At 68.0% G+C, this 22,358-nt stretch carries 19 protein-coding genes; 6 read left to right on the forward strand and 13 right to left on the reverse strand.

Annotated elements, in window-relative coordinates; all coding sequences use genetic code 11:
• The first annotated feature begins 6 nt into the window (after nt 1–6).
• Nucleotides 7–2,157 (forward strand): transglycosylase domain-containing protein, encoded by a 2,151-nt coding sequence (locus Rhe02_RS13175; protein WP_203908509.1) that lies wholly within the window; start codon nt 7–9, stop codon nt 2,155–2,157.
• A gap of 7 nt (nt 2,158–2,164) precedes the next feature.
• Here Rhe02_RS13175 and Rhe02_RS13180 read toward each other — a convergent pair whose 3' ends face one another.
• The 10 genes from Rhe02_RS13180 to Rhe02_RS13225 all read right to left on the reverse strand — a co-directional run bounded on the left by Rhe02_RS13180 (nt 2,165) and on the right by Rhe02_RS13225 (nt 12,663).
• Nucleotides 2,165–2,818: a response regulator transcription factor gene (locus tag Rhe02_RS13180; RefSeq protein ID WP_239123753.1), complete on the reverse strand. Its 654-nt coding sequence runs from the start codon at nt 2,816–2,818 to the stop codon at nt 2,165–2,167.
• On the reverse strand, nt 2,815–3,927 hold the full coding sequence (locus Rhe02_RS13185) for a sensor histidine kinase (protein WP_203908460.1): 1,113 nt from the start codon (nt 3,925–3,927) through the stop codon (nt 2,815–2,817). The genes Rhe02_RS13180 and Rhe02_RS13185 overlap by 4 nt, the downstream gene beginning before the upstream one ends.
• Before the next feature lie 30 nt (nt 3,928–3,957).
• Nucleotides 3,958–6,012, reverse strand: a complete 2,055-nt coding sequence (ligA, locus tag Rhe02_RS13190; protein ID WP_203908510.1) for an NAD-dependent DNA ligase LigA — start codon at nt 6,010–6,012, stop codon at nt 3,958–3,960.
• Nucleotides 6,013–6,027: 15 nt separating this feature from the next.
• Entirely contained in the window at nt 6,028–6,432 is a 405-nt protein-coding gene (locus Rhe02_RS13195; RefSeq protein ID WP_203908461.1) for an ester cyclase, read from the reverse strand.
• A 3-nt stretch (nt 6,433–6,435) separates the two neighbouring features.
• Nucleotides 6,436–7,398 carry a uroporphyrinogen decarboxylase/cobalamine-independent methonine synthase family protein gene (locus Rhe02_RS13200; RefSeq protein WP_203908462.1) on the reverse strand — a complete coding sequence of 321 codons (963 nt, stop codon included), beginning with the start codon at nt 7,396–7,398 and terminating at the stop codon, nt 6,436–6,438.
• The gene (gene mnmA / locus Rhe02_RS13205) at nt 7,395–8,462 is read right to left on the reverse strand and encodes a tRNA 2-thiouridine(34) synthase MnmA (RefSeq protein ID WP_203908463.1); all 1,068 of its coding nucleotides are present in this window, start codon (nt 8,460–8,462) and stop codon (nt 7,395–7,397) included. The genes Rhe02_RS13200 and mnmA overlap by 4 nt, the downstream gene beginning before the upstream one ends.
• 211 nt (nt 8,463–8,673) lie before the next feature.
• Nucleotides 8,674–9,810, reverse strand: coding sequence for a cysteine desulfurase family protein (locus tag Rhe02_RS13210; protein ID WP_203908464.1), 1,137 nt, complete (start codon nt 9,808–9,810; stop codon nt 8,674–8,676).
• 61 nt (nt 9,811–9,871) lie between these two features.
• On the reverse strand, nt 9,872–10,828 hold the full coding sequence (locus Rhe02_RS13215) for an electron transfer flavoprotein subunit alpha/FixB family protein (RefSeq protein WP_203908465.1): 957 nt from the start codon (nt 10,826–10,828) through the stop codon (nt 9,872–9,874).
• A gap of 16 nt (nt 10,829–10,844) precedes the next feature.
• Nucleotides 10,845–11,624, reverse strand: a complete 780-nt coding sequence (locus Rhe02_RS13220) for an electron transfer flavoprotein subunit beta/FixA family protein (protein WP_203908466.1) — start codon at nt 11,622–11,624, stop codon at nt 10,845–10,847.
• Between the two features lie 238 nt (nt 11,625–11,862).
• A complete protein-coding gene (locus Rhe02_RS13225) occupies nt 11,863–12,663 on the reverse strand; it encodes a GNAT family N-acetyltransferase (RefSeq protein ID WP_203908467.1) in 801 nt (266 codons plus the stop codon).
• Nucleotides 12,664–12,681: 18 nt separating this feature from the next.
• Here Rhe02_RS13225 and Rhe02_RS13230 point away from each other — a divergent pair, with 18 nt between their 5' ends.
• From Rhe02_RS13230 to Rhe02_RS13250, 5 genes are read left to right on the forward strand one after another with little or no spacing between them, the layout of a single operon-like run.
• Nucleotides 12,682–13,068, forward strand: coding sequence for a YidH family protein (locus tag Rhe02_RS13230; RefSeq protein ID WP_203908468.1), 387 nt, complete (start codon nt 12,682–12,684; stop codon nt 13,066–13,068).
• A complete protein-coding gene (locus Rhe02_RS13235) occupies nt 13,055–13,348 on the forward strand; it encodes a DUF202 domain-containing protein (protein ID WP_203908469.1) in 294 nt (97 codons plus the stop codon). The genes Rhe02_RS13230 and Rhe02_RS13235 overlap by 14 nt, the downstream gene beginning before the upstream one ends.
• 17 nt (nt 13,349–13,365) lie before the next feature.
• Nucleotides 13,366–13,788, forward strand: coding sequence for a PLD nuclease N-terminal domain-containing protein (locus Rhe02_RS13240; protein ID WP_203908470.1), 423 nt, complete (start codon nt 13,366–13,368; stop codon nt 13,786–13,788).
• A gap of 50 nt (nt 13,789–13,838) precedes the next feature.
• Entirely contained in the window at nt 13,839–15,872 is a 2,034-nt protein-coding gene (locus Rhe02_RS13245; protein WP_203908471.1) for a glycosyltransferase family protein, read from the forward strand.
• A 52-nt stretch (nt 15,873–15,924) separates the two neighbouring features.
• Nucleotides 15,925–18,936, forward strand: coding sequence for an AfsR/SARP family transcriptional regulator (locus tag Rhe02_RS13250; RefSeq protein ID WP_203908472.1), 3,012 nt, complete (start codon nt 15,925–15,927; stop codon nt 18,934–18,936).
• Here the strand turns inward: Rhe02_RS13250 and Rhe02_RS13255 are convergent.
• From Rhe02_RS13255 to Rhe02_RS13265, 3 genes are read right to left on the reverse strand one after another with little or no spacing between them, the layout of a single operon-like run.
• Complete coding sequence (locus Rhe02_RS13255; RefSeq protein ID WP_203908473.1) at nt 18,933–19,727, reverse strand: ABC transporter permease; 795 nt, start codon at nt 19,725–19,727, stop codon at nt 18,933–18,935. The genes Rhe02_RS13250 and Rhe02_RS13255 overlap by 4 nt on opposite strands.
• On the reverse strand, nt 19,724–20,674 hold the full coding sequence (locus Rhe02_RS13260; protein WP_203908474.1) for an ATP-binding cassette domain-containing protein: 951 nt from the start codon (nt 20,672–20,674) through the stop codon (nt 19,724–19,726). Before Rhe02_RS13260 ends, Rhe02_RS13255 begins: the two co-directional genes overlap by 4 nt.
• Nucleotides 20,675–20,722: 48 nt before the next feature.
• Nucleotides 20,723–22,333, reverse strand: coding sequence for an acetolactate synthase (locus Rhe02_RS13265; RefSeq protein ID WP_203908475.1), 1,611 nt, complete (start codon nt 22,331–22,333; stop codon nt 20,723–20,725).
• Between the last annotated feature and the right edge of the window lie 25 nt (nt 22,334–22,358).

Below are 22,358 nucleotides of genomic sequence, written 5' to 3' on the forward strand. Positions count from 1 at the left end.
CAATTCATGACGAAAGCACTTGCCGGCACTGGCCGCGTGCTCCGGTTCGCACCCCAGCTCATCCGCCTTGGCCTGATCGCCGGTGTCCTCGTCGCCGCGGTCGGCATGCCGGTCGTCGTGACGGCGGGCAAAGCCGCGCGCACCGGTTCAGACTTCTTCCTCGGCATGGAGTCCGATCTCAATGCGTCGCCGGCCGGGCAGACGAGCTACATCTATGCTTCGGACGGCTCCAGCCCGGTCACCATGTTCTATGAGGAATACCGCAAGTACGTCCCCCTCACCGACATGTCCGCCTACCTGCAGCAGGCGATCGTGGCAGCCGAGGACGCGCGCTACTACGACCACAAAGGCGTCGACTTCAAAGGCGTGGCGCGCGCGTTCGTGGCCAACCAGACCGCGGGCGAGGTGTCGCAGGGCGCGTCAACGCTGACGATGCAGTACGTGCGCATGGCGCTGCGCGACTCGGCGGCCACCCCGATGGAGGTCATCGCGGCCACCGAGCAAACCGGCATGCGCAAGATGCGCGAGATCCGCCTGGCGCTGGACCTGGAAAAGACGGTGTCCAAAGAGGACATTCTCGAGCGCTATCTCAACATCGCCTACTTCGGTCACCGCGCCTACGGCGCCTTCGCCGCCGCGCAGATCTTCTTCTCCAAACTGCCCTCCCAGCTGACCCTGGTCGAGGCGGCCACGCTGGCCGGTTTGGTCAAGGCCCCCAGCGCTTACGATCCGGCCAGCAACGAGTCGACCGCGGCCAAGGACCGCCGGGACTGGGTGCTGCACCAGATGGCCGAGTCGAAGTACATCACCGCGCAGGAGGCGCAGGAGGCGATGGCGCAACCGGTGGCGCTCAACGTCTACCAGCCGCCCAACGACTGCGTCTCGATCGCCCCCGAGCACAACAGCTGGGGCTTCTTCTGCGACTTCTTCAAGACCTGGTGGATGAAACAGCCCGCCTTCGGCGACAACCCGCAGGAGCGCCTGGACAAGCTGCGCCGGGGTGGCTATCAGATCACCACCACCCTCGACGCGGGCCTGCAAGACTCTGCGATGCAGAAGGTGACCGCCAAGGAAAGCATCGGCAGCGCCTACGCGCACGGTCTGGTGGCGGTGCAGCCCGGCACGGGACGGGTCAAAGTCATGGCGGTCAACCGTAACTACTCGCTTGACCAGTCCGGCAACGGCCCGCACACCGATCCGAACAAGCGCAACGTGGTGCCCAGCAACTACCCCAACACGGTGAACCCGTTGCTGGGCGGCGGGGACCTGCCCGGGTATCAGGCCGGCTCGACCTTCAAATGGTTCGTGCTGATGGCCGCGCTCGACGCCGGCTTCGGCCCGACCACCGCCTTCATGTCTCCGCAACGGCTTGTCTCGGCCTATCCCGGCACGCCCGGCGAGCGCAGCACCTGCGGCACCCAGTGGTGCCCCGGCAACGCCAGCGGGGCCATGACCGGCGTGCAGAACATGTGGACCGGTTTCGGCAAGTCGGTCAACACCTACTTCGTCCAGCTGGAGCAGGCCGTCGGGGCCGATCGCGCGGTCAGGATGGCCGAACGCCTCGGGCTGCGCTGGCGCTCGGAGACCGACCAGATGATGGCCACCCCCGAAAGAGCCGCCGGCTGGGGCGCCTTCACGCTCGGCGTGGCGGACACCACCCCGCTGGAGATGGCGAACGCCTATGCGGTGGGGGCGGCCGACGGCGTCTACTGCGAGCCGATCCCGGTGCTGGCCATCAACCACCCCGACGGCACCCCGGTCACCTACACCGACAAGGACGGCACCGTGCACAACGCCGCCGATCCGCGCTGCCATCAGGAGGTGTCGGCCCAGACCGCCCGCACGGCAACCGATGCGGCCAGGTGCGTGACCGGTTATGGCGCGGCGGGCTCCGGCTGCGGCGGATGGTCGACCGCCCCGGGCGTCTACGGTCAGGTCGGCCGGCCGGTGGCGGGCAAGACGGGCACCACCGACGACAACCGCACCGCGTGGTTCGTGGGCTTCACCCCCCAGCTGGCGGTGGCGAGCTTCATGGCCGACCCCGACTACCCGTTCAACAACGTCGGTGGCGGCAACTCGATCAAGCCGATCAACTCGGCCGCAGAGATCCTGCGCGAGGGATCCGGCCCGGACATCGGCTACTTCCCTTACCCGTAAAGGGATTTCACTTCGCGGCCATCCCGGCTTCATAAGCCAGGATGGCCGCTTGCGTGCGGTTGGAGCAGCCGAGTTTGTCCATCACCCGCGAGACGTGACTCTTCACCGTGGTCTCGCTCAGATTCAGCCGCTGGCCGATCTCGGCGTTGGACAGGCCTTCGCCCAGACACGCGAGCACCTCCATCTCCCGCGGGCTGAGCACCTCCACCCGCTCCCGTGCCGCCTGCCGGCCGTGTGAGGCCTCGTCAGTGAAGTGGGCGATGACCGACTGGGTGATGGCCGGGTCCAGGATCGCTTGTCCCTCATGGGCTTTGCGCACAGCGGCCACCAGATCCTCGGGCGGGGTGTCCTTGAGCAGGAAGCCCACCGCTCCGGCGCTCAGGGCCCGGTACACATAGGATTCGTCGCCGAAGGTGGTCAGGACAAGGACCTTCGCCGGGTCGTTGGACTGGGCCAGCTCTTCGGTGGCGGCCAGACCGTCCATGCCCGGCATGCGAATGTCCATCAGCACCACGTCGGGGTGCAGCTCCCGGACCAGGGCAACGCCCTCACGCCCGTCGCCGGCCTCCCCCACCACCTCGATGTCGTCGGTGCTCTCCATCATCATGCGCAGACCACCGCGCATGAGCTGTTCGTCGTCGACGAGAATCACCCGGATCACGAGCCACCTCCATAGGGCAAAAACGCATGAACGGCCCATCCACCATCACTGGTCTGACCGGCCGTGAAGTTTCCGGACACCAGGCCCACCCGCTCACGGAGGCTGCGCAGACCGTGGCCGCCCTCCGGGAAACCGGTCTCCTCCACAACGACCGGACTGTTGGCCACTTCGATTTCCAGTCTCGAGTCCCACCACGTCAGCCGGACCTGCACCTTGGCGCCGGAGGCGTGCTTGCGCGTGTTGGTGAGCGACTCCTGGACCACCCGGTAGGCCGTTCGCTCGACGGTGCTGGGCAGCTTGCGCCGCACGCCGGTCTCGACGAACCGAACCTCCTGTCCCGCGCCGCGGGCCTCCTCGACCAGTGCTTCCACCTTGTCCAGGCTCGCCATCGGCTGCAGCGGCGGCGACTCCTCCGAGCGCAGCACGCGGACCAGCTCCCGCAGCTCCTCCAGCGCGAGCCGGCCCGACGAGCGAACCAGATCGGCCGTGCGCCGGGTCTTCTCGTCGGTGGCCGCCAGCTTGAGCGCGCCGGTGTGCACGACCATGAGGCTCACCCGGTGGGCGACCACATCATGGATCTCGTTCGCGAGCCGGTTGCGTTCATCCTCGCGAACCCTTTCCGCTTCGAGCTTTCGCTGCCTTTCGTTGGTGGCGGCGCGCTGGGAGAGCTCGTGGGCGTAGAGACCGAACAGCACCGGCGCCACCGAGAAAAGCAGCATTTCCGGTACCAGATAAATCATCACCGCCCAAGTGATCTCCTCGGTGGACGGCCAGGGCACGAGCAGCACCAACGCGCCGAGGGCAGCGGAGAGCCAGACGCGATGGCGGGCATAGCCCTCGGCGGCCAGCGTGTAGAGCATGATGGCCAGCCCGAGCGGATAGGGCCAGGTGGCCAGATCGTTGAAGGCGGTCACCACCATGACCACCGCCAGGGCTGGCAACGTCCACACCCGACGGCACGCCACGGCCAGGCCCTCGGCCAGATCGCGCGCGATCTCCCAGCCCGCGTTCCCGCCGTCGAGCGAGGTGGCCGCGGTCAGATAGATCGTCAGCCCGGCCCCGATGGCGAGGTCGAGCAGCAGATCGCGGGCTGGAAGCGATCGTGGCAAAAACGACGAGATATGTGCTATTTCCCGATATTATCCGGCCAAACCGACCGCTTCCGGACCTTCCTCGAAAAGCTTGGTCAACTCTTGCTCGTCGAGCGTGCGCACGCCCAGCGACACGGCCTTGTCCAGTTTCGAACCGGCGTTTTCGCCCACGACCACAAAGGCAGTCTTCTTGGAGACCGATCCGGAGACCTTCGCGCCCAAAGCCTCCAGCCTGGCCGAGACCTCCTCGCGGGTGGCCCCCTCCAGCGTGCCGGTCACCACCGCGGTCATCCCGGCCAGCGGCTTCGGCCCGGTATCGGCTCTGGTCGATTTCTCCTCGGTCAGCTTCACCCCGGCCGCCGCCCACTTGGCGACGAGGTCGTTGTGCCAGCCGACGGTGAACCACTCCTTGAGGGAGTCCGCGATGATGCCGCCCACGCCCTCGACCCCGGCGATCTCCCCGGCGCTGGCCTTCTCAATCTCCTGCAGCGAACCGAAATGGTCGGCCAGCGCCCGCGCGGCCGTCGGCCCGACATGGCGGATCGACAGCGCCACGATCGCCCTCCAGAGTGGACGCTGCTTGGCCTCGGCGAGATTGTCGAGCAGCTTCTTGCCGTTGCTCGACAGCGACCCGTTCTTGTTGGTGAAGAAGGCAGAGCTCATCAGCTTCGCCTCGTCGAGGGCGAAGATGTCGCCTTCGTCGACAATCACCTCCGACTCGATCAGGGCCCGGGCCGCCTTGTAGCCGAGCACCTCGATGTCGAAAGCGCCGCGCCCGGCGAGGTGGAAGATGCGCTCGACCAGCTGCGCCGGGCAGCTGCGCGAGTTGGGGCAGCGGATGTCGACGTCGCCCTCCTTCGCGGGGGCGAGCTTGGTCTCACAGCTCGGACACGTCGTCGGCATGACGAAGGGACGCTCGGAACCGTCTCGCAGCGCCACCACCGGCCCGAGCACCTCGGGGATCACGTCGCCGGCCCGCCGGATCACCACGGTGTCGCCGATCAGGACCCCCTTGCGCGCCACCTCCGACTGGTTGTGCAGGGTCGCGCTCGTCACCGTCACCCCACTCACCTGCACCGGCTCGAGCTGCGCGTAGGGGGTGACCCGGCCGGTGCGCCCGACATTGACGAGGACATCGAGCAGTTTGGTGTTGGCTTCCTCCGGCGGATATTTGTAGGCCATCGCCCATCGCGGCGCACGGCTGGTGAAGCCCAGCTTCTGCTGCTGCGACACCTGGTCTACCTTGATGACCACACCGTCGATCTCGTGCTCGATATCGTGGCGGTGCTCCTGGTAGTAGGCGATGTACTCCAGCACCTCGGTGAGCGAGTCGAAGACCTTCCATCGCTCGCTGGTGGGCAGGCCCCACTGGCTCAGCTGCTCATAGGCGGCCGATTGGCTCTCCGGCTCGAAGCCGGTGCGGGCGCCCATCCCGTGCACGATCAGCCGCAGCGGGCGCCCCGCGGTGACCGCAGGATCCTTCTGCCGCAACGAACCTGAGGCCGAGTTACGCGGATTGGCGAACGGCTTGAGCCCCGCCGCCACCAGCCCCGCGTTGACATCGGCGAACCCGGCGATGTCGAAGAAGATCTCGCCGCGCACCTCGACCAGATCGGGAATCGGCTTGCCGCTGAGGCGATGCGGGATGTGCTTGATGCCCTTCACGTTTCGGGTGACATCCTCGCCGGTGACACCGTCGCCGCGGGTCGCCGCACAGGTGAGCCGGCCCTTCTCATAGGTGAGGTTGATGGCCAGCCCGTCGATCTTCAGCTCGCACAGATAGCGCACCGCCCCACCCGCGTCGCGCTCCACCCGCTTGGCCCAGGCGAGCAGCTCCTCCTCGTTGAAAACGTTGTCGAGGCTCATCATCGGCTCGGCATGCTGCACCGCGGCGAAGGTCGAGCCGGTGCCCGCACCGACCCGCTGCGTCGGGGAGTCCGCCGAGGTGATCTCGGGGTGATCCGCCTCGATCTTTTGCAGCTCACGCATGAGCTTGTCGTATTCAGCGTCAGAAAGGGTGGGGGCGTCCTCGATGTAGTAGCGCTGCTGCGCCTCGTCGATGAGCGCCATTAGCTCGCTGTAGCGCTTGCTGACCTTCTCCATGCTCACTTCTGCACCCTAACCATTGGGTGGGACGATCTGGGCCCCCAGCTGCATTGCCTTGCCGAAAACATCGCCCATGGCCCACATTCCGGTGATCCGGCCCGCCTGGACCGTGAAGAAATGCACCCCCGCCCAGGTGACCTCCCGGCCCGTGGGCGCCACCGGCCCCCACGGCCCCACCTGGCGGGCGGTGGCCTGCCAGCGCAGCGCGACGCGGTCGCCCCCGGCGACCTCATCCACAATCTCGTAACGGGAGTTTGCCCAGGTCAAGGCTTCGTCGATGTGCCACTGGCGCAACCCGGCCACGGTGTCCTGGCGACCACCGTGGTCGAACGGATCGGTGAAGAGCTCGGGCAGCAGGTCCAGCTGGCCGCCGTTCCACACCTGGCCAACCAGCCGCCGGACCACCTCAAGCGCCATCGCTTACTCCGACAATCGTTGCGCCGCTTCGCGGCACGCCTTCAAGACCCCCCGAGCATAGGCCGGGGTGCTAGTGGCCAGCCCGCATGCGGGTGTGAGCACCGCTTGCTTGGCCATCAGCTCGGGAGCGAACCCGAGATCGCTCCAGACGCGGCGCAGCCGATCAGCCAAATGCGACGAGCTCGGCACGGAGGCGGCGGCGGTCGGGGCCACCCCGGCATACAGCACGAGCCCGGCGTCGATCGCCTCGCCTATCGGGTCAAGGTCTTTGACCAGGGAGAGATCTATCGCCACCCCGGCCACACCGGCCTCGCGGAACAGGCCGAGCGGGGCGTTGCGGGCGCAGCAATGCACCACCACCGGCGAGCCCACTCCGTCCACAAAGGACTTCAAGACGTCGCGCGCGCGGCTCGCCTCCACCGATCTGTAGGTGTAAAGCCCGCTGGCCGTGCGCACTTCGCCGGCCATCGCGGCGGGCAGCGACGGCTCGTCCAGCTGCAGGATCACCTCGGCGCCCGGCACGCGCCGCTTTATCTCCGCGACGTGGGCGCGCAGACCCTCCAACAGCGAGGAGGCCAGATCACGTACCGCCCCATGGTCTTTCAGCAGCAGCTCGCCGAGCGCGAGCTCGACGCTTGCCGCCAGCGTCCACGGCCCCACCGCTTGCACCTTCAGCGGGCCGCGGTAGCCGTCGGCCCGCTCGGTCAGCGCATCGAGGTCGCGCTCCAGGAAGTCCAGGGCTTGTCGCTCATCGGCGCCGGCGTGCGCCGCCACCCGCCACCGCCCCACATACAGCTCGACCGGCAGGTCGACCAGAAACGCCGAGCCCCGCCCGATCATGTCCGCGCCCGGGCCGCGCCCGGGAAGCTCTGGCAGGTAAGGAAAATCCGGCAACTCGCCGAACGTGAAGGAGAGGGCTTCGTCGATGTCGGTACCCGGTAGGGACCCGACGCCGGTGGCTTTCACGCCGCAGCCGTGATGGTGGCACTGCCCAGCACGGTGTCACCCCGGTAGACCACAATCGCCTGACCCGACGCGATTCCGCGCTCCGGCCCGCGCAGCTGCGCCACCAGCCGGTCGCCGCGCAGCGTCACCACCGCCGGCAACTCCTTGCCGTGCGCCCGCACCTGCACCACGCACTCGATCGGACCTTGCGGCCGCTCGCCACCCGTCCAGACCACCCGATCACCCTCCACAGTGGACACATCGAGCGCCTCAGCCGAGCCGACTCGCACCGTGTTGTTCACCGGCGTGATGGACAGTACATACCGCGGCCGGCCATCCGGGGCGGGCCTGGTCAACGCCAGCCCCTTGCGCTGCCCGATGGTGTAGCCGAAAGCTCCGTCGTGCTGCCCCAGCACCTCACCCGTGCTGTCGTCGACGATGTCGCCCTTGGCATCACCCAGCCGCTGCCGCAGGAACTTCTGAGTGTCGCCGTCGGCGATGAAGCAGATGTCGTGTGAGTCGGGTTTGTCGGCCACCCCGGCCAGGCCACGCTCGTGCGCCTCGGCCCGCACCAGCTCCTTGGTCGAGTCGCCCAGCGGGAAAATCGATCGATCGAGCTGCTCACGGGTCAGCACCGCCAGCACGTAGGACTGGTCCTTGGCCGCATCGACGCTGCGGGTGAGCAAGCCGTCGAGCAGCCTCGCGTGGTGCCCGGTCACGACCGCGTCAAACCCCAGCGCCACCGCCCGATCGAGCACCGCCGAAAACTTGATCTTCTCGTTGCAGCGCAGGCAGGGGTTGGGCGTGCGCCCCGCCGCGTACTCCGCGACAAAGTTGTCGATCACGTCCTCGTGGAACCGGTCGGCCATGTCCCATACGTAGAACGGAATCCCCAGCACATCCGCAGCGCGCCGCGCGTCCCGCGAATCCTCGATCGTGCAGCACCCACGCGCGCCCGTGCGATGGCTCTGCGCGTTGCGCGACAACGCCAGATGCACCCCGGTCACGTCAAGCCCGGCGTCCACCGCCCGGGCAGCAGCCACCGCCGAGTCGACCCCACCAGACATCGCAGCCAGAACACGCACCCGCCAATCCTACCGGCCCGTTTTCTGGAGCAGATTTCCTTTTCTCTACGCCGCCACGTTGTGGTCAAGCGCCGCATCCTCCCGCCCGCCTTGGAGTTCTCCCTGGGCGGCTCCGCGGTGTTGGCGGGCCGCCGGGTGAACTCCTGGGCGGCGGCGACGAAGGCCCGTGCTCCCCACCCTCCCCGCACAGCGTCTGCGGCGGGGCGGCTGGTTAGAAGGTGCCGGCGCGGCGGGCGCGGTCCACCGCGGCGGGTAGGGCCGCCACCAGGGCGTCGATGTCTTCGGGGGTGCTGGTGTGGCCGAGCGTGAAGCGCAGCGAGGAACGGGCCGCGACGGGATCGGCGCCCATCGCCAACAGCACGTGGGAGGGCTGGGCCACACCCGCGTTGCAGGCCGAGCCGGTGGAGACCGCGATCTGCTGCGCATCGAGCAGCAGCAGCAGCGCGTCGCCTTCGCAGCCGGGGAAGCTGAAATGCGCGTTGCCGGGCAGGCGTGGGGTGGCCGGGCCGTTGAGCGCCGCTTCGGGGACCGCCTCCAACACCCGGGCGATCAGCTCGTCGCGCAGGAGGGTGAGGCGGGCCGCCTCCTCCTGCTGCTCTTTGACCACGTGCTCGACCGCGACGGCGAAGGCCACCACGCCCGGGACGTCGAGGGTGCCCGAACGCACATCGCGCTCCTGGCCGCCGCCGTGCAGCAGCGGGGTACTCGCCACATCACGGCCGAGCAGGAGAGCGCCCACGCCATAGGGGCCGCCGAGCTTGTGGCCCGTGACGCTCATCGCCGAGACGCCGCTGGCGGCGAAGTCGACCGGGACGTGGCCCACCGCCTGTATCGCGTCGGTGTGCAGCGGCACGCCCGCCGCGGCGGCCAGCGCGGCCAGCTCGGCGATGGGCTGGATCGTGCCAACCTCGTTATTGGCCCACATCACCGTGATCAATGCGACGTCGCCGCCGTCAAGGTTGACACTGGCGAGCTCGAGGCGGCCGTCGGAGTCGACGGGCAGCCAATCGACGGTGGCCTCCTCGTGGTCTTCCAGCCAGCGCACCGCGTCGAGCACGGCGTGATGCTCGATCGAGCTGGCCAGAACCCGGGGCCGGCGGCGGGCCCAGTAGATGCCCTTGACCGCCAGGTTGTCGCTCTCGGTGCCCCCGCTGGTGAAGATGACCTCGGAGGGACGGGCGCCCAGGGCGGCCGCTATCCGCTCGCGGGACTCTTCGATGTGTTTGCGGGCAAGGCGGCCCGGGCCATGCAACGACGAGGCGTTGCCGACCTCCCGCGCGGTTTCGACGTAGGCGTCCAGCGCCTGCGGAAGCATCGGCGTGGTCGCAGCGTGATCAAGGTATGCCATCTCGCGCACAAGCCTAATACGCGGCCGCCCTGCCAGCAGGACGGCCGCGAGTCGTGCTCGATTATTTACGCTTACGAATCTCCTCGGCGGCCTGCGGCACGACCTGGAACAGGTCGCCCACCACGCCGAAGTCGGCCAGCTCGAAGATGGGCGCCTCGGTGTCCTTGTTGACCGCGACGATGGTCTTCGACGTCTGCATGCCGGCCCGGTGCTGGATCGCCCCGGAGATGCCCAGCGCGATGTAGAGCTGCGGCGAGACCGTCTTGCCGGTCTGTCCGACCTGGAAGGCGTGCGGGTAGAAGCCCGAGTCGGTGGCGGCGCGGGAAGCGCCGACCGCCGCGCCGAGCAGGTCGGCGAGCTCCTCGACCAGCTTGAAGTTTTCCGCCGAGCCGACGCCGCGGCCACCCGAGACGACGATCGAGGCCTCGGTCAGCTCCGGGCGTGCGCCCTTCGCCTCGGCCACCCGGTTGACGACCGTGGCGAGCTTGTCCTTGTCCTCCACTGCTACGTCCACATTGGACACAGCTGCGGCGCCTGCCTGCGGGGCAGGGGTCAGCGAGTTGGGCCGGACGGTGACGATCGGCAGGTCCCCCTTGACCGTGGACTTGACGATCGTGGAGCCCGCGAAGACCACCTGCGTCGCGGTGCCGTCGGCGTCGAGTGAGACCACGTCGGTGAGCACCCCGTTCTCAAGCTTGACGGCGAGGCGGCCGGCGATCTCCTTGCCCTCCTGGGTCGACGCGATCAGCACCGCGGCCGGCCCGGTTTCCTTGACCAGCTTGGCCAACACGGAAGCCTTCGGGGCCACCAGGTGGCCCGCGATCTCGTCGCTCTCCGCGACATAGATCTTCTCGGCGCCGAACTCGCCCAGCTTGGCGGTCAGCGGCGCAGCCGCACCGGGGCCGCCGAGCACGACCGCGCAGGGCTCGCCGAGCCCGCGCGCCATGGTCAGCATCTCGAGGGTGACCTTCTTGACCGCGTCACCGGCGGCTTCGACAACAACCAGAACCTCAGCCATTTGAAGACTCCGCCTCTCACACAAACTTTTCGTTGGTCAGGAACTCGACGAGCTGCACGCCACCCTCGCCGGAGTCGGCAACCTTCTGGCCCGCGCTGCGCGGCGGGCGCTTGCTGTGCGAGGCCACCCCGGTCAGCGCGCCTGTCCAGCCGACCTGCTCGGCGGAAACCCCTAGATCGGCCAGCGAAAGCGTCTCAACCGGCTTCTTCTTGGCCGCCATGATGCCCTTGAACGACGGGTACCGAGGCTCGTTGATGGTGTCCCAGACACTCACCACGGCCGGGGTGGCGGCGGTGACGACCTCGTATCCCTCTTCGGTCTGCCGCTCGATGGTCAGCTGCGAACCTTCCACGGTGAGCTTGCGCGCGCCGGTCAGCGCGGCGATGCCGAGGCGCTCGGCGAGCATGTGCGGCAGCACCTGCCCACCGGCGTCGGTCGACTCCGCCCCGCAGAGGACGACATCGGGGTTGATTCGCTGCAACGCGGCCGCCAGCACCCGTGAGGTGCCGAGCGCGTCGGTCCCGGAGAGGGCGTTGTCCAGCACATGAACAGCGCCGTCGGGGCCCATCGAGAGCGCCTTGCGGATCGACTCGCTGGCCCGCTCGGGCCCCATGGTCAGGATGGTGACCTCACCGCCGTGAGCCTCCTGGAGCCGGAGAGCTTCCTCGATGGCGTACTCGTCCATCTCATTGATCACGTTGTTCGCCGAACTGCGATCGACGGTGTTGTCGTCCGGGCGAAGGTTGCGCTCGGCGCCTGAATCTGGCACCTGCTTGACAAGTACGACAATCTTCATCGCGGAGCAGGACCCTCCTGTTGAACGGGCGTTTAGATGGTTCACACGATAACCATGGCTGATGTTACCAGTGAGTAAGGTCCATGGATTTTCGAGTGAAGTGAAACACCTCACCGCTCTTTGTGTAAGAAAATGGGACACATGCCCGCCAAAGTTCACCGCATCACGCCCGCGCCGACGCAACACCTGTGCTCCTGCGGCCAGCTGCGCGAGCAGTGCGTGCGCGAGGCCGTGCGCGCTATGTGGCGCTAGGCCGCCAGATGTAGGGCGTGGTGGTGGTCACGGCCACAAAGCCAAGGCGCTCAAGGATTGGGCGGCTGTCGTCGGAGGCGTCCACCTGAAGGTAGGTATAGCCGCGCTCGATCGCGTCGGCTGCCCGCACCGCGACCAGTGCTTTGTAGATGCCGCGTCCCCTGTACTCCTTCAGGGTCGCCCCGCCCCAGAGCCCGGCGAAATCGGTGCCGGGCACGAACCGGATCCACGCCGCGCTCACCGGCTTCCCGTCGGCCTCGGCGACGTAAACCCGCATGTCGTCCCCGGACTCGGTGCGCAGCATCTCGGCCAGCCAGCTCATGTCGGTCTCCCAGACCACGGACTTCGTCGCCGCTATCCGGTCGAAATCCTCGGCCGAGGTGGTGAGCCGGATCTGGACACCCTCCGGCGCCGGGCGCGACGAAGCCTGTGCGCTGGCCAGGCCGACGACGACGGTCTCCCGCTCCTCGGGCTCGAAACCGGCCGCCACCAAGCGTTGCGGCAGGTCGGCCGGCTCATCGTGGCCACGGGTCTTCCACTCGAACTTCTCGCCCCGCTCGGCGAAGACGGCGACCTGGCGCGCGATCAGCGCGTCAAGCTCCGCACCGCGCAACCCGCCCAGGTCCCGATAGTCCACGAACCCGCCACCGTAAAGGCCAGTCAGCCGGCGCACCGGGCCGTCCCATTCCACCTGCGCTCCGGGCGGAAGATGCGCCTCGTCGGCTCCAGCGCGCAGCTGTGAGTCATATGCCTCGAGCAGGACCTGAGGATCTAGTAAGTCAGCCATTGTGGCCATACTAAGAAGGTGTGGGGCAGGGTGCGCAACTGGTTTGATCCCGACGAGGTGCGGCAGGTCGGCTCCACGCCCGACTATCGCTTCTCGCTGGCCAACGAGCGCACCTTCCTGGCCTGGATCAGGACAGGGCTGGCGCTGATCGCGGCCGGGCTGGGCGTGGCCCAGTTCCTCAGCCCGCTTCCGATTCCGCACCTGCGCGAGATCCTGGCGATCCTGCCCATCGCGGTCGGCGCGGGTTGCGCCCTGCGCGGAATCGACCACTGGATCCGATGCGAGGTGGCCATGCGCACCGACCGGCCGCTTCCGCCATCGCGGTTTCCGGCCCTGCTGGCGTTGGTGGTGGCGGTCAGCGCGCTGCTCGCGGTGGTGTACGTGATCGCCGATGCCACCCGATAGTGCCCCGCAGCGCACCCGGCTGTCGTGGCGGCGGACCACCCTCTCCGCGACCGCGGTGCTGGTCCTGCTGATCCGGCTGGCTCTGCTGCAGGACAACCGGGCGGTGGCGATCACCGTCACCGCGCTCGGCGCGCTGAGCTGGGTGACGTTGCTGGCGGTGGTACAGCGCCGCATTTACGCGCTCGGGCAGCTGGCCAGGCCGTCAAGGTGGATATTGATCCTCGTCGCGGCCGTGTGCGCGTGCTTCGGCGCACTGGGGGTCGTGCTCGCGCTCGCGTAGGCCTATTCTCATACGCCATGGCACGCTTCTGGCTGTTCTTCGTCGTAGCCAACCTCATCCTGACCGCGGCCGCCCTGATCAGCTGCCTCTCCGCTGAAGACGAGGACATCCGGGGTCTGCCCAGAATCGGCTGGGTAATCGTGATCCTGCTCTTCTCGCCGGTCGGCTCCATCGTCTGGTTCTTCGTCGGGAAAACCCCTTACAGCGTGCCCCGCAAGCAGGTCTGGCGTCCGGGCAGCGGCTTCCCGGAGAACGAGCGTCCACGTAGGACGGTCGCGCCCGACGACGACCCCGACTTCCTCAAGGGGATCGAACGCAATCGACGGGAGCTCGAGGCCGCCCAGCAGACCGAGGCCGAGCGGGAGCTTCTGCGCAAATGGGAGGAAGATCTGCGCCGCCGGGAGGACGACCTCAACAAGCGCGACAAGCCGGACGACTAGCCCATCTCCCGGGTGGTCAAAACCTGAAACATATTCTAATGTCTGCCGCCATGAGGAGAATCACGCGCCTGGTTGGCGTGTTCGCGGTGCTGACCCTGGGTGCGCTGACCTACGCGTCGCCCGCTTCGGCGCACGAGGAGCGGCAAACCCGCGAACTCGACGGCAAAGGCAGCGTGCCCGTCTATCGAACCGACGGACCGACCATCCTGGTCTGCAAAACCGACAAGGCCGCCTTCGACAGCAAGATCGCGGGCTATCCCGCCGCGCTCAAAGCCGAGAACGAGCGCCTTTGGCAGGAGTGCCAGGCCACCGGCCACCGGCATGTCCAGGAGGCCGTGGACGCGGCGAAGCTACCCGGTACCAACATAAAGATTCTCCCCGGCCTCTACCTTGAGGAACCGTCGCTGGCCGAACCCAACCCGGCCTGTGACGCGACCTTCAAGAACGCCCCCAAGGGCAAGATCTACGAAGAGTTCGCCATCTTGACCTGGGATCAGCAGCTGGCCTGCCCGCATCTGACCAACCTGGTCGCGATCCTGGGCAAGAAGAACCTGCAGATCGAGGGGACGGGCGCCTCGCGTGAGGACGTGCTCATCGACGCGCAATACAAGAAGCTCAACGCTGTTCGGGCCGACAACTCCGACGGCGTCTACTTCAAGAACCTGAGCGTGCAGCGCGCGGAGTTCAATGCCCTCTACGTCATGGAAACCGACGGCTTCGTCATCGACAACGTGATGGGCCGCTGGAACGACGAGTACGCCTTCCTCACCTTCGCCGTCGACCACGGCCTCTACACCGACTGTGAGGGCTACGGCAACGGCGACTCCGCCATCTACCCGGGCGCGGCGTCGAACATCAACAAGAACAACGGGCACAACGTCCCGCGCTACGCGGTGGAAATCAAGAACTGCTGGGGTCATCACAACACGCTGGGCTACTCCGGCACCGCAGGCGACTCGGTCTGGGTACACGACAGCAAGTTCACCGACAACACCGCGGGCATCGCCACCGACAGCGCCTTCGCCAACCACCCGGGCATGCCGCAGAACCACGCCAAGTTCGAGCGCAACATCATCGCGAACAACAATGTCAGCTACTACAAGTACATCGTCGACGGCACGTGCAAAAAGCCGTTCAAGGACCGCGGTTACGAGCAGGGTGTGGTCTGTCCCGCGGTCGGCGTGCCGCTGGGCACGGGCATCATCAACCCCGGTGGCAACTACAACATCTGGCGCGACAACTGGATTTACGGCAACAACTACTCCGGCTTCGTCACCAGTTTCGTACCCGGCTTCGTGCGCAACGACAACGAGTTCGCCCAGCAGTTCGACACCTCGCACCACAACCGCTATATGGGCAACCGGATGGGCGTTTCCGAGACCGGGCAAGCCAAGCCCAACGGGCTGAACTTCTGGTGGGACGGCCAGGGCGTCGGCTCGTGCTGGACACCGATGAAGGACACCAATATCCGCACCCTCCCGGCCTGCGGCGCGGACGAGCTGCCCAGCATCGGCGTCCATCGCTACTTCGGCGAGCCCGCGAACACCTTGAAGATGCTCGAATGTTCCGGCTACAGCTCGCGCGGCCAGAACATTCCGGCCGGCTGTGACTGGTACGGGGAGTTCGGCGCCACCGGCTGGTTCGACCGGGTCGAGGTGCGCAATGCCACGCTCGGCGCGATCGTTCTGGCGCTGGCCGCGATCGGGCTCTTCTTCCGCCGCCTGCGCCACAGCAAGGCGGCCTTGGCCGGGCTGCTGATCGGCCTCGCCGGTCTGGTGGTCGGGGTCTTCGGCACCATCGAGATGGGCAGCGTCATGCACCCGATCGGCCTGGCGCTCTATGGGCTCGGTTTCGTCTTGCTGGGTCTGGCGTTGCGCAAACACGGCACGCGCAAGCTCGGCACGCTCACCCTGATCGTGGCCGCCTTCGCCCTGCTGGGCGCGATCGACCACGGCCTCATCATGATTCCCTACCTCTCGGTCTCACCTGCCCTGCTGCGTGTGATCACCGAGCTGATCTGGGTCCCCTGGGCCCTCGGCGCGATCGTCGTCGGCCACCGCGTCCAAAAAGAAATACCGGCGTAGTTTGCAGCGCCGCGCGTTTGCTTCGCACGCGCCAGAATTACAGAATCGTCATGTGAAGATCTCACTGCTCGGGCCGGTGGAGGTGCGCGCCGACGATGGCTCGCTGCTCGACCTCGGCGGGGCGCGCCTGCGCACCCTGCTGATCCGGCTCGCGCTGGAGCCGCGCCGAACCGTGAGCCACGATGCCCTCGTCGATGCCGTCTGGGCCGACGAACCGCCGGCGAACTCTTCGAATGCATTGCAGCAGCTGGTTTCCCGGCTGCGGCGGCGTGGCCTTCCCATCCATGCCGATTCTGCTGGGTACCGGTTGGAGCTTGCCGAAAGCGATATAGACATCTTCAGTTCCGAGCCGACCGGGCCATGGCGCGGCCCGGCTCTGGCCGAAGTGGCCGACCGCGATTTCGCCCGAGCCCACCTCACCCGCCTGAGCGAGCTGCGGGCGCAGGCGGCCGAGGAAACCGCCACCACCATCGGCGATCTGGAGGCCCTCGCGGCCGAACATCCGTTGCGCGAACGCCCGGTCGAGCTGCTGATGCGGGCCCTGTGGCGGCTCGGCCGGCCGGCTGAGGCGCTCGCCGCCTTCGAACGCTATCGCGACCTGGTGGCCGAGCAGCTGGGCGCCGACCCGTCACCCGCGCTCGCCGCGCTCAACGTCGAGATCCTGCGCGGGCAACAGCCCGACCGTCCTTCGCTTCCGGTCGCGCTCACCTCTTTCGTGGGCCGCGACGGCGATCTGTCCCAGCTTCGGGAGTTGCTAGGCACAACGCGCCTGGTCACCCTGACCGGGCCCGGCGGCTCGGGCAAGACCCGCCTCGCGCTGGAAACGGCGCGGCTGCTGGCCGCACAGCCGGCGGGCGGCGATGCCGCGGTGCGCCTCGTCGAGCTGGCGCCGCTGGGCGAGGCGGTCGAGGTGCCGACCGCAATCCTTGCCGCGCTTGGCATTCGAGAACACACCCTGCTCATTCACCGAGGCGTGGCCGTCGACGCCCAAGACCCGATCGATCGCGTCATCGCGGCCCTGAGCCATCGGCGCCTGCTGCTCATCCTGGACAACTGCGAACACCTGCTGGACCCGGTGGCGCGGGTGGCCGAGGCCGTGCTCACCACCTGTCCCGGGGTCACCGTGCTGGCCACCAGCCGAGAACCCTTGGGGCTCATCGGCGAGACGCTCTGGCCGGTGGAGCCGCTGCCGGGTCTGGCCGCGGTGGCGATGCTCACCGATCGCGCTCGGGCCGTGAAGCCCGGTTTCGATGCCGAAGCCGATGAGCTTGACCGGCTTTGCCTTGCCCTGGACAGGATGCCGCTGGCCATCGAGCTCGCCGCCGCCCGGTTGCGCACGCTGTCGCTGCACCAGCTCACCTCGCGCATCGACGAGCGCTTCCGGCTGCTGACCGGCGGGAGCCGGACTGCCCTTCCACGCCATCAAACCCTGCGCGCCGTGGTCGACTGGAGCTGGGACCTGTGCGATGAGCAGGAGCGCGCGGTGTGGCGGGCGCTTTCGGTCTTCCACGGCGGTGCGACGCTGGGGGCCATCGAGGCGGTCGCCGGGGCCGAAGCCTTCGACCACCTGAGCGGGCTCGTCGACAAGTCTCTGGTCAACGCCGAAGGCGAGCGCTATTCGATGCTGGAGACCATCCGCGAGTACGGCCTCGACCGGCTCGGCCCGGCCGACCGCGCGGCGCTGGAAGGGGCGCACGCCGCGTACTTCGCCGAGCTGGCTGAGCAGGCCGAGCCGCATCTGCGGGAGTCCACCCAGATCGAGTGGCTCGCCGTGCTGCGGGCCGACCACGACAACCTGCATGCCGCGCTGCGCCGCCGCATCGCCGCGCGCGACACGGCAACCGCCATCCAGCTGGTCGCCGGGCTGGGCTGGTACTGGTGGCTGTCGGGCTATCGCGCCGAGGGCAGTTCCCTTGCCGCGGAAGCACTTGCCCTGCCCGAGGCGGGTGAGCCCTCGCTGCAGCGCCGAGCCATCGCCCTGACCATGGCAGCGTTGAATGTCATCGACGGGCGCGGTGACATGGTGCGGGCCAAGGAATGGTTCCAGCAGGCCTCCGCCCTGGTGACAGAGTCCGGCCCGGCACACCCGCTGCTCAAAATGGTCCAGCCCACCACCCTGCTCGCGTCGTGGGATCTGGCCTCAGCCCCCGAGCTGCTGCCCGCCTATCGGGTGCTGTTCGCCGATCCCGACCCCTGGGTGGCCGCCACGGCGAGAGCCTTCCACGCCCACACGCTGGTGAACATCGGCCAGACCGGGCCGCAGGCCAAGGCGGACTTCGAGACCGCGCTGGCGCTATACCGCACGGTCGGCGACAGGTGGGGCATGTCCCTTGCGCTGGAAGCACTTTCGATGATGGAAGCGCAGGAGGGCGACTTCGCCGCGTCGGCCCAGCGGGCGCTGGAGGCCGACGGGCTGCTGACGGTGCTGGGGACCTCGGAGGATCTGCTGCAGCTGCGCCTGCGCCTGGCCCAGGCGCAATGGTTCCTGGGCGACACCGACGGCAGCATCGCCACCATCGCCGCGGCGGAGCGCCAGGCCGAGAAGCTCGGCTCGAGCTTCGGACGTGCCGCGACCGCTTTCGCCTGGGCCAGCTATGCCCGGCTGCAGGGCGACTTCGTGAAGGCCAACCGGTTGCTGTGCAAGGCCGCCGAACTCATTGACACCGACATCGTCGCGCCACAGTTCCGCGCGATCCATGCCGGCGCGTTCGGCTTGGTGGCCGCCGCCGAAGGCGACTTCGATCTGGCCCGGCGTCAGCACACCATCGCGGTCGAGACCGCCATCGCCTCGGCCGACGCACCGGTCATCGGCTACATCCTGGTCGGCTGCGCCGACCTGTCGCTACGCGAGGGCGACCCCTTGCTCGCGGCCACCCTGCTCGGCGCGGCCGAGGCGATGAACGGCGCGGTCGATCACTCCATTTTGGACCGTCCCCGCATCGACACGGAGGTCCGCGCGATCCTCGGCGAGGAGAGGTTCGTGGCTGCCTACCGGCGCGGCCTGGCCGCCACGATCCCCTCCCTGCCAAAACTGACCGGCCTACCGCTCTCCCTGAGTGCCTAGCGGCGCTTGAGGCGCAGCAAGGCCAGCGGGGCGCAGATGACGGCAATCACCAGACCGCCCAACAGGCCCAGCAACGCGTGCTGCGCCACCGGGCCGCCGGTGAGCAGGCCGCGCAGGGCGTCGCCGAGCTGGGTCACCGGGTTGATTTTCACGAAGGCCTGCAGCCAGCCGGGCAGCGTCGCGGTCGGGACGTAGGCGTTGGAAAGGAAGCTCAGCGGGAAGATGGCGGTGAAGCCGTACATCATCACCTTCTCCGGCTCATCGGCGATCGTGCCGCAGAACACGGCAAACCACGAGGCGAGCAGGGAGAACGTGAGCATCAGCCCGAAGGCGGCCAGCACCGCCACCACCCCTTGGGTGGCCCGGAAACCGATCAGGTAACCGGTCGCCAGCAGGATGGTCATCGACCAGCCCTGCTTGACCACGTCGGAGACCACCCGCCCGGCCAGTGGCGACCAGCGAGCGATCGGCAGCGACTGCAGCCGGTCGAAGAAACCCTTGTGCAGGTCGGTGCTCAGGCCCATGCCGGTGTTCATGGTGGCCATCAGCCCCGACTGCACGATGATGCCGGGAAGCATGAACTGGAGGTATTTCACCGGATCGCCCATCACCGCCCCACCGAACAGGTAGGTGAACAGCAGCACGAACATGATCGGCTGGAAGCTCAGGTCGCCCAGCTCCATCGGATTGTGGCGGATCTGCACCAGGCCACGCCAGGCCAGGGAGGCGGTCTGGCGCAGCCCGACCAGCGGGCTCACCCGGGCGGGAAGGGTGGTGTTGAGTGTGGTCATTTCGTCACCTCTACGGAATCCTCGGCCCGGTGGCCGGTAAGGGCTAGGAACACTTCGTCCAAAGTGGACGTCCGCAGGGCCAGCTCGCCCACGGTCACGCCGGCATCGTCGAGCCGGCGCACCACGGCCGGCAGCACCGCCGGATCGGTGACCCGCGCGGTGATGAACCCGTTCTCCAGCTCGGCCTTCGCCGCCAGCTCGGCCACCACGGCCCGGACCTTCTCGGTGTCGCCGTCTAGCAGTGGCCGCACGGCAAGCACCTGCGCCCCGGTCTGCCGCTTCAGCTCGGCCGGCGTGCCGCTGGCGATGACCCGGCCGTGGTCGATGACGACGATCTCACCGGCCAGCTGGTCGGCCTCGTCGAGGTATTGCGTTGTCAGCAGCACGGTCACGCCCTCGGCCACCAGGCCGCGCACGATCTCCCAGACCTCGTTGCGGGCGCGCGGATCCAGCCCGGTGGTGGGCTCGTCGAGAAAGAGCAGCTTGGGACGGCCGATAAGGCTGGCCGCCAGGTCGAGCCGGCGGCGCATGCCACCGGAATAGGTCTTGGCCGCACGGTCGGCGGCATCGTCGAGATGGAAGCCGCGCAACAACTCCGCGGCTCGGGCCCGCGCGTCAGGACGGGACATGCCGAGCAGACGCCCAAGCAGGCGCAGGTTTTCCGCACCGGTCAGGGACTCGTCCACCGAGGCGTATTGGCCGGTAAGGCCGATCAGGCTACGCACCCGGTGGGCGTCTTTGACCACATCCAGCCCGCCTACCCGCGCCATTCCGGCGTCGGGGGCCAGCAGCGTGGCGAGGATCCGCACCGCCGTCGTCTTGCCCGCCCCATTCGGGCCGAGCAGGCCGAGGACGGTGCCGGAGCTCACCGCGAGGTCCACACCGTCGAGCGCTTTGGTCTGGCCGAACGACTTGACCAGACCTTCGGCAACGATCGCTTTAGTCATGCCCCAGATCGTGGCGCTGAGGTCTGACAGCGTGCTGACAGCTTGCTGTTAAGCCAAATTCGCCGATCTCGGGTACTGGTCAGCGGGATCGGTGAGCACATTGACCAGATAGGGCACGCCCGAGGCGAAGGCGCGCTCGAAAGCGCCGGCCAGCTCGCCGGGCTTGGCGACGGTCTCCCCCGCCCCGCCCAGCGCCTTGACCACCTCGTCGTAGCGCAGGCCCGGTTGCAGGTCGGCGGCCACGTCGTAGCCGTACATCGCCTGCATCGGGTGCTTCTCCAGCCCCCAGATGCCGTTGTTGCCCACCACGATGACGACCGGAAGGTTCTGCCGCACCAGGGACTCGACGTCCATCAGCGAGAAGCCCGCGGCGCCGTCGCCCATCAGCACGCAGATCTGGCGGTCGGGATAGGTGACCCTGGCGCCCATGGCGTAGCCCATTCCTGTCCCGAGGCAGCCGTAGGGGCCCGGGTCGAGCCAGGTGCCGGGTTGGGCGGGCTCGAGGTAGCGGCCGGCGTAGGAGACGAAATCGCCGCCGTCCCCGATCGTCACCGCGTCCGCGGCAAGGATCTTGCGGAGCTCGCCGTATACGCGAGCCGGCTTGATCGGGTCGGAGTCGGCCTCCATCTCGGCGGCGTGCTTGGCCGCCACCGCGCTCTCGGCCTCGCGCAACTTGGCGATCCAGTCCTCGTGGCCGGTCTGGTCCCCGGTGTAGCGGGCCATCGCCTGCAGGGTGAGGGTGAGGTCACCGGCCGGCGAGGCGGCGGCCTCGACATGACCGGCGCGCAGCCTCGGCTCGGCGACCACGTGCACCACCTTGGCCGAGCCAAAGTCACCGAACCCGAGCCGGAAGTCCAGTGGGGTGCCGATGACCGCCACCACATCGGCGTCGGACAGAGCCGCCCGGCGGCTCTTGGAGAAGGCCAGGCGATGCTCGGGCGGCAGCACGCCACGGCCCATTCCGTTGGCATAGACCGGTACCGAGAACTGCTCGGCGAGCGCCCGCAACGCCTCCACCGCGTTCGCACCGTAGACATCCGAACCGGCGATGATGGCCGGCCGCTGCGCCTGTGCCAGCAGCCCTGCCGCCTTCTTGACCTCTTCCGGGTCGGCCTGCCAGGAACCCACCTTGGGCGCCTCGACATTTCCTTCGCCGAAGCCGAACATCACGTCCAACGGAAAGTCCAAAAAGGACGGACCGCGGTGTCCGCTCAGCGAGGCGGAGAGCGCCTCGGTCACGGCGGCGGTGATCGCGTCGGCGGAGGGCACCGTCGCGGCGTGCTTGGTGATCGAGCTGACCAGCGGGACGTGATCGATCTCCTGCAGCGAGCCCGCACCCCAGCGGAACTGCGGCGCCCGCCCACCCAGCACGAGCACCGGCGCCGCGTTGAAGAAAGCACTGGTGATGCCCGAGATGCCGTTGGTCACCCCCGGCCCGGCCGTGAGCACGGCCACCCCGGGCCGGCGCTGAAGTTTGGCCACGGCCTCGGCCGCGAAGACCGCGCTCTGCTCGTGCCGCACGTCGTAGAGCGGAAAGCCCTCCTGATGCGCCGCATCGTAGAGCGGAAAGACATGCCCGCCGGAGAGCGTGAACATCTCCTTCACGCCCGCAGCCTTCAGCGCTGCAAGCGCCAACTGTCCACCGTGGCCAGAGATCATACGGCGCAGCCTACCCATCGCTCGA

Source organism: Rhizocola hellebori (assembly GCF_016862955.1).
Classification (GTDB): domain Bacteria; phylum Actinomycetota; class Actinomycetes; order Mycobacteriales; family Micromonosporaceae; genus Rhizocola; species Rhizocola hellebori.

Bases quoted from the DNA above. Each gene is read 5' to 3' on its own strand.
- Rhe02_RS13225 (WP_203908467.1), bottom strand. From the start codon at position 12,663: ATGGCTGACTTACTAGATCCTCAGGTCCTGCTCGAGGCATATGACTCA.
- Rhe02_RS13195 (WP_203908461.1), bottom strand. From the start codon at position 6,432: ATGGCGCTTGAGGTGGTCCGGCGGCTGGTTGGCCAGGTGTGGAACGGC.
- Rhe02_RS13220 (WP_203908466.1), bottom strand. From the start codon at position 11,624: ATGAAGATTGTCGTACTTGTCAAGCAGGTGCCAGATTCAGGCGCCGAG.
- Rhe02_RS13175 (WP_203908509.1), top strand. From the start codon at position 7: ATGACGAAAGCACTTGCCGGCACTGGCCGCGTGCTCCGGTTCGCACCC.
- Rhe02_RS13215 (WP_203908465.1), bottom strand. From the start codon at position 10,828: ATGGCTGAGGTTCTGGTTGTTGTCGAAGCCGCCGGTGACGCGGTCAAG.
- Rhe02_RS13265 (WP_203908475.1), bottom strand. From the start codon at position 22,333: ATGATCTCTGGCCACGGTGGACAGTTGGCGCTTGCAGCGCTGAAGGCT.
- Rhe02_RS13260 (WP_203908474.1), bottom strand. From the start codon at position 20,674: ATGACTAAAGCGATCGTTGCCGAAGGTCTGGTCAAGTCGTTCGGCCAG.
- Rhe02_RS13245 (WP_203908471.1), top strand. From the start codon at position 13,839: ATGAGGAGAATCACGCGCCTGGTTGGCGTGTTCGCGGTGCTGACCCTG.
- Rhe02_RS13210 (WP_203908464.1), bottom strand. From the start codon at position 9,810: ATGGCATACCTTGATCACGCTGCGACCACGCCGATGCTTCCGCAGGCG.
- Rhe02_RS13240 (WP_203908470.1), top strand. From the start codon at position 13,366: ATGGCACGCTTCTGGCTGTTCTTCGTCGTAGCCAACCTCATCCTGACC.
- ligA (WP_203908510.1), bottom strand. From the start codon at position 6,012: ATGGAGAAGGTCAGCAAGCGCTACAGCGAGCTAATGGCGCTCATCGAC.
- Rhe02_RS13235 (WP_203908469.1), top strand. From the start codon at position 13,055: ATGCCACCCGATAGTGCCCCGCAGCGCACCCGGCTGTCGTGGCGGCGG.
- Rhe02_RS13255 (WP_203908473.1), bottom strand. From the start codon at position 19,727: ATGACCACACTCAACACCACCCTTCCCGCCCGGGTGAGCCCGCTGGTC.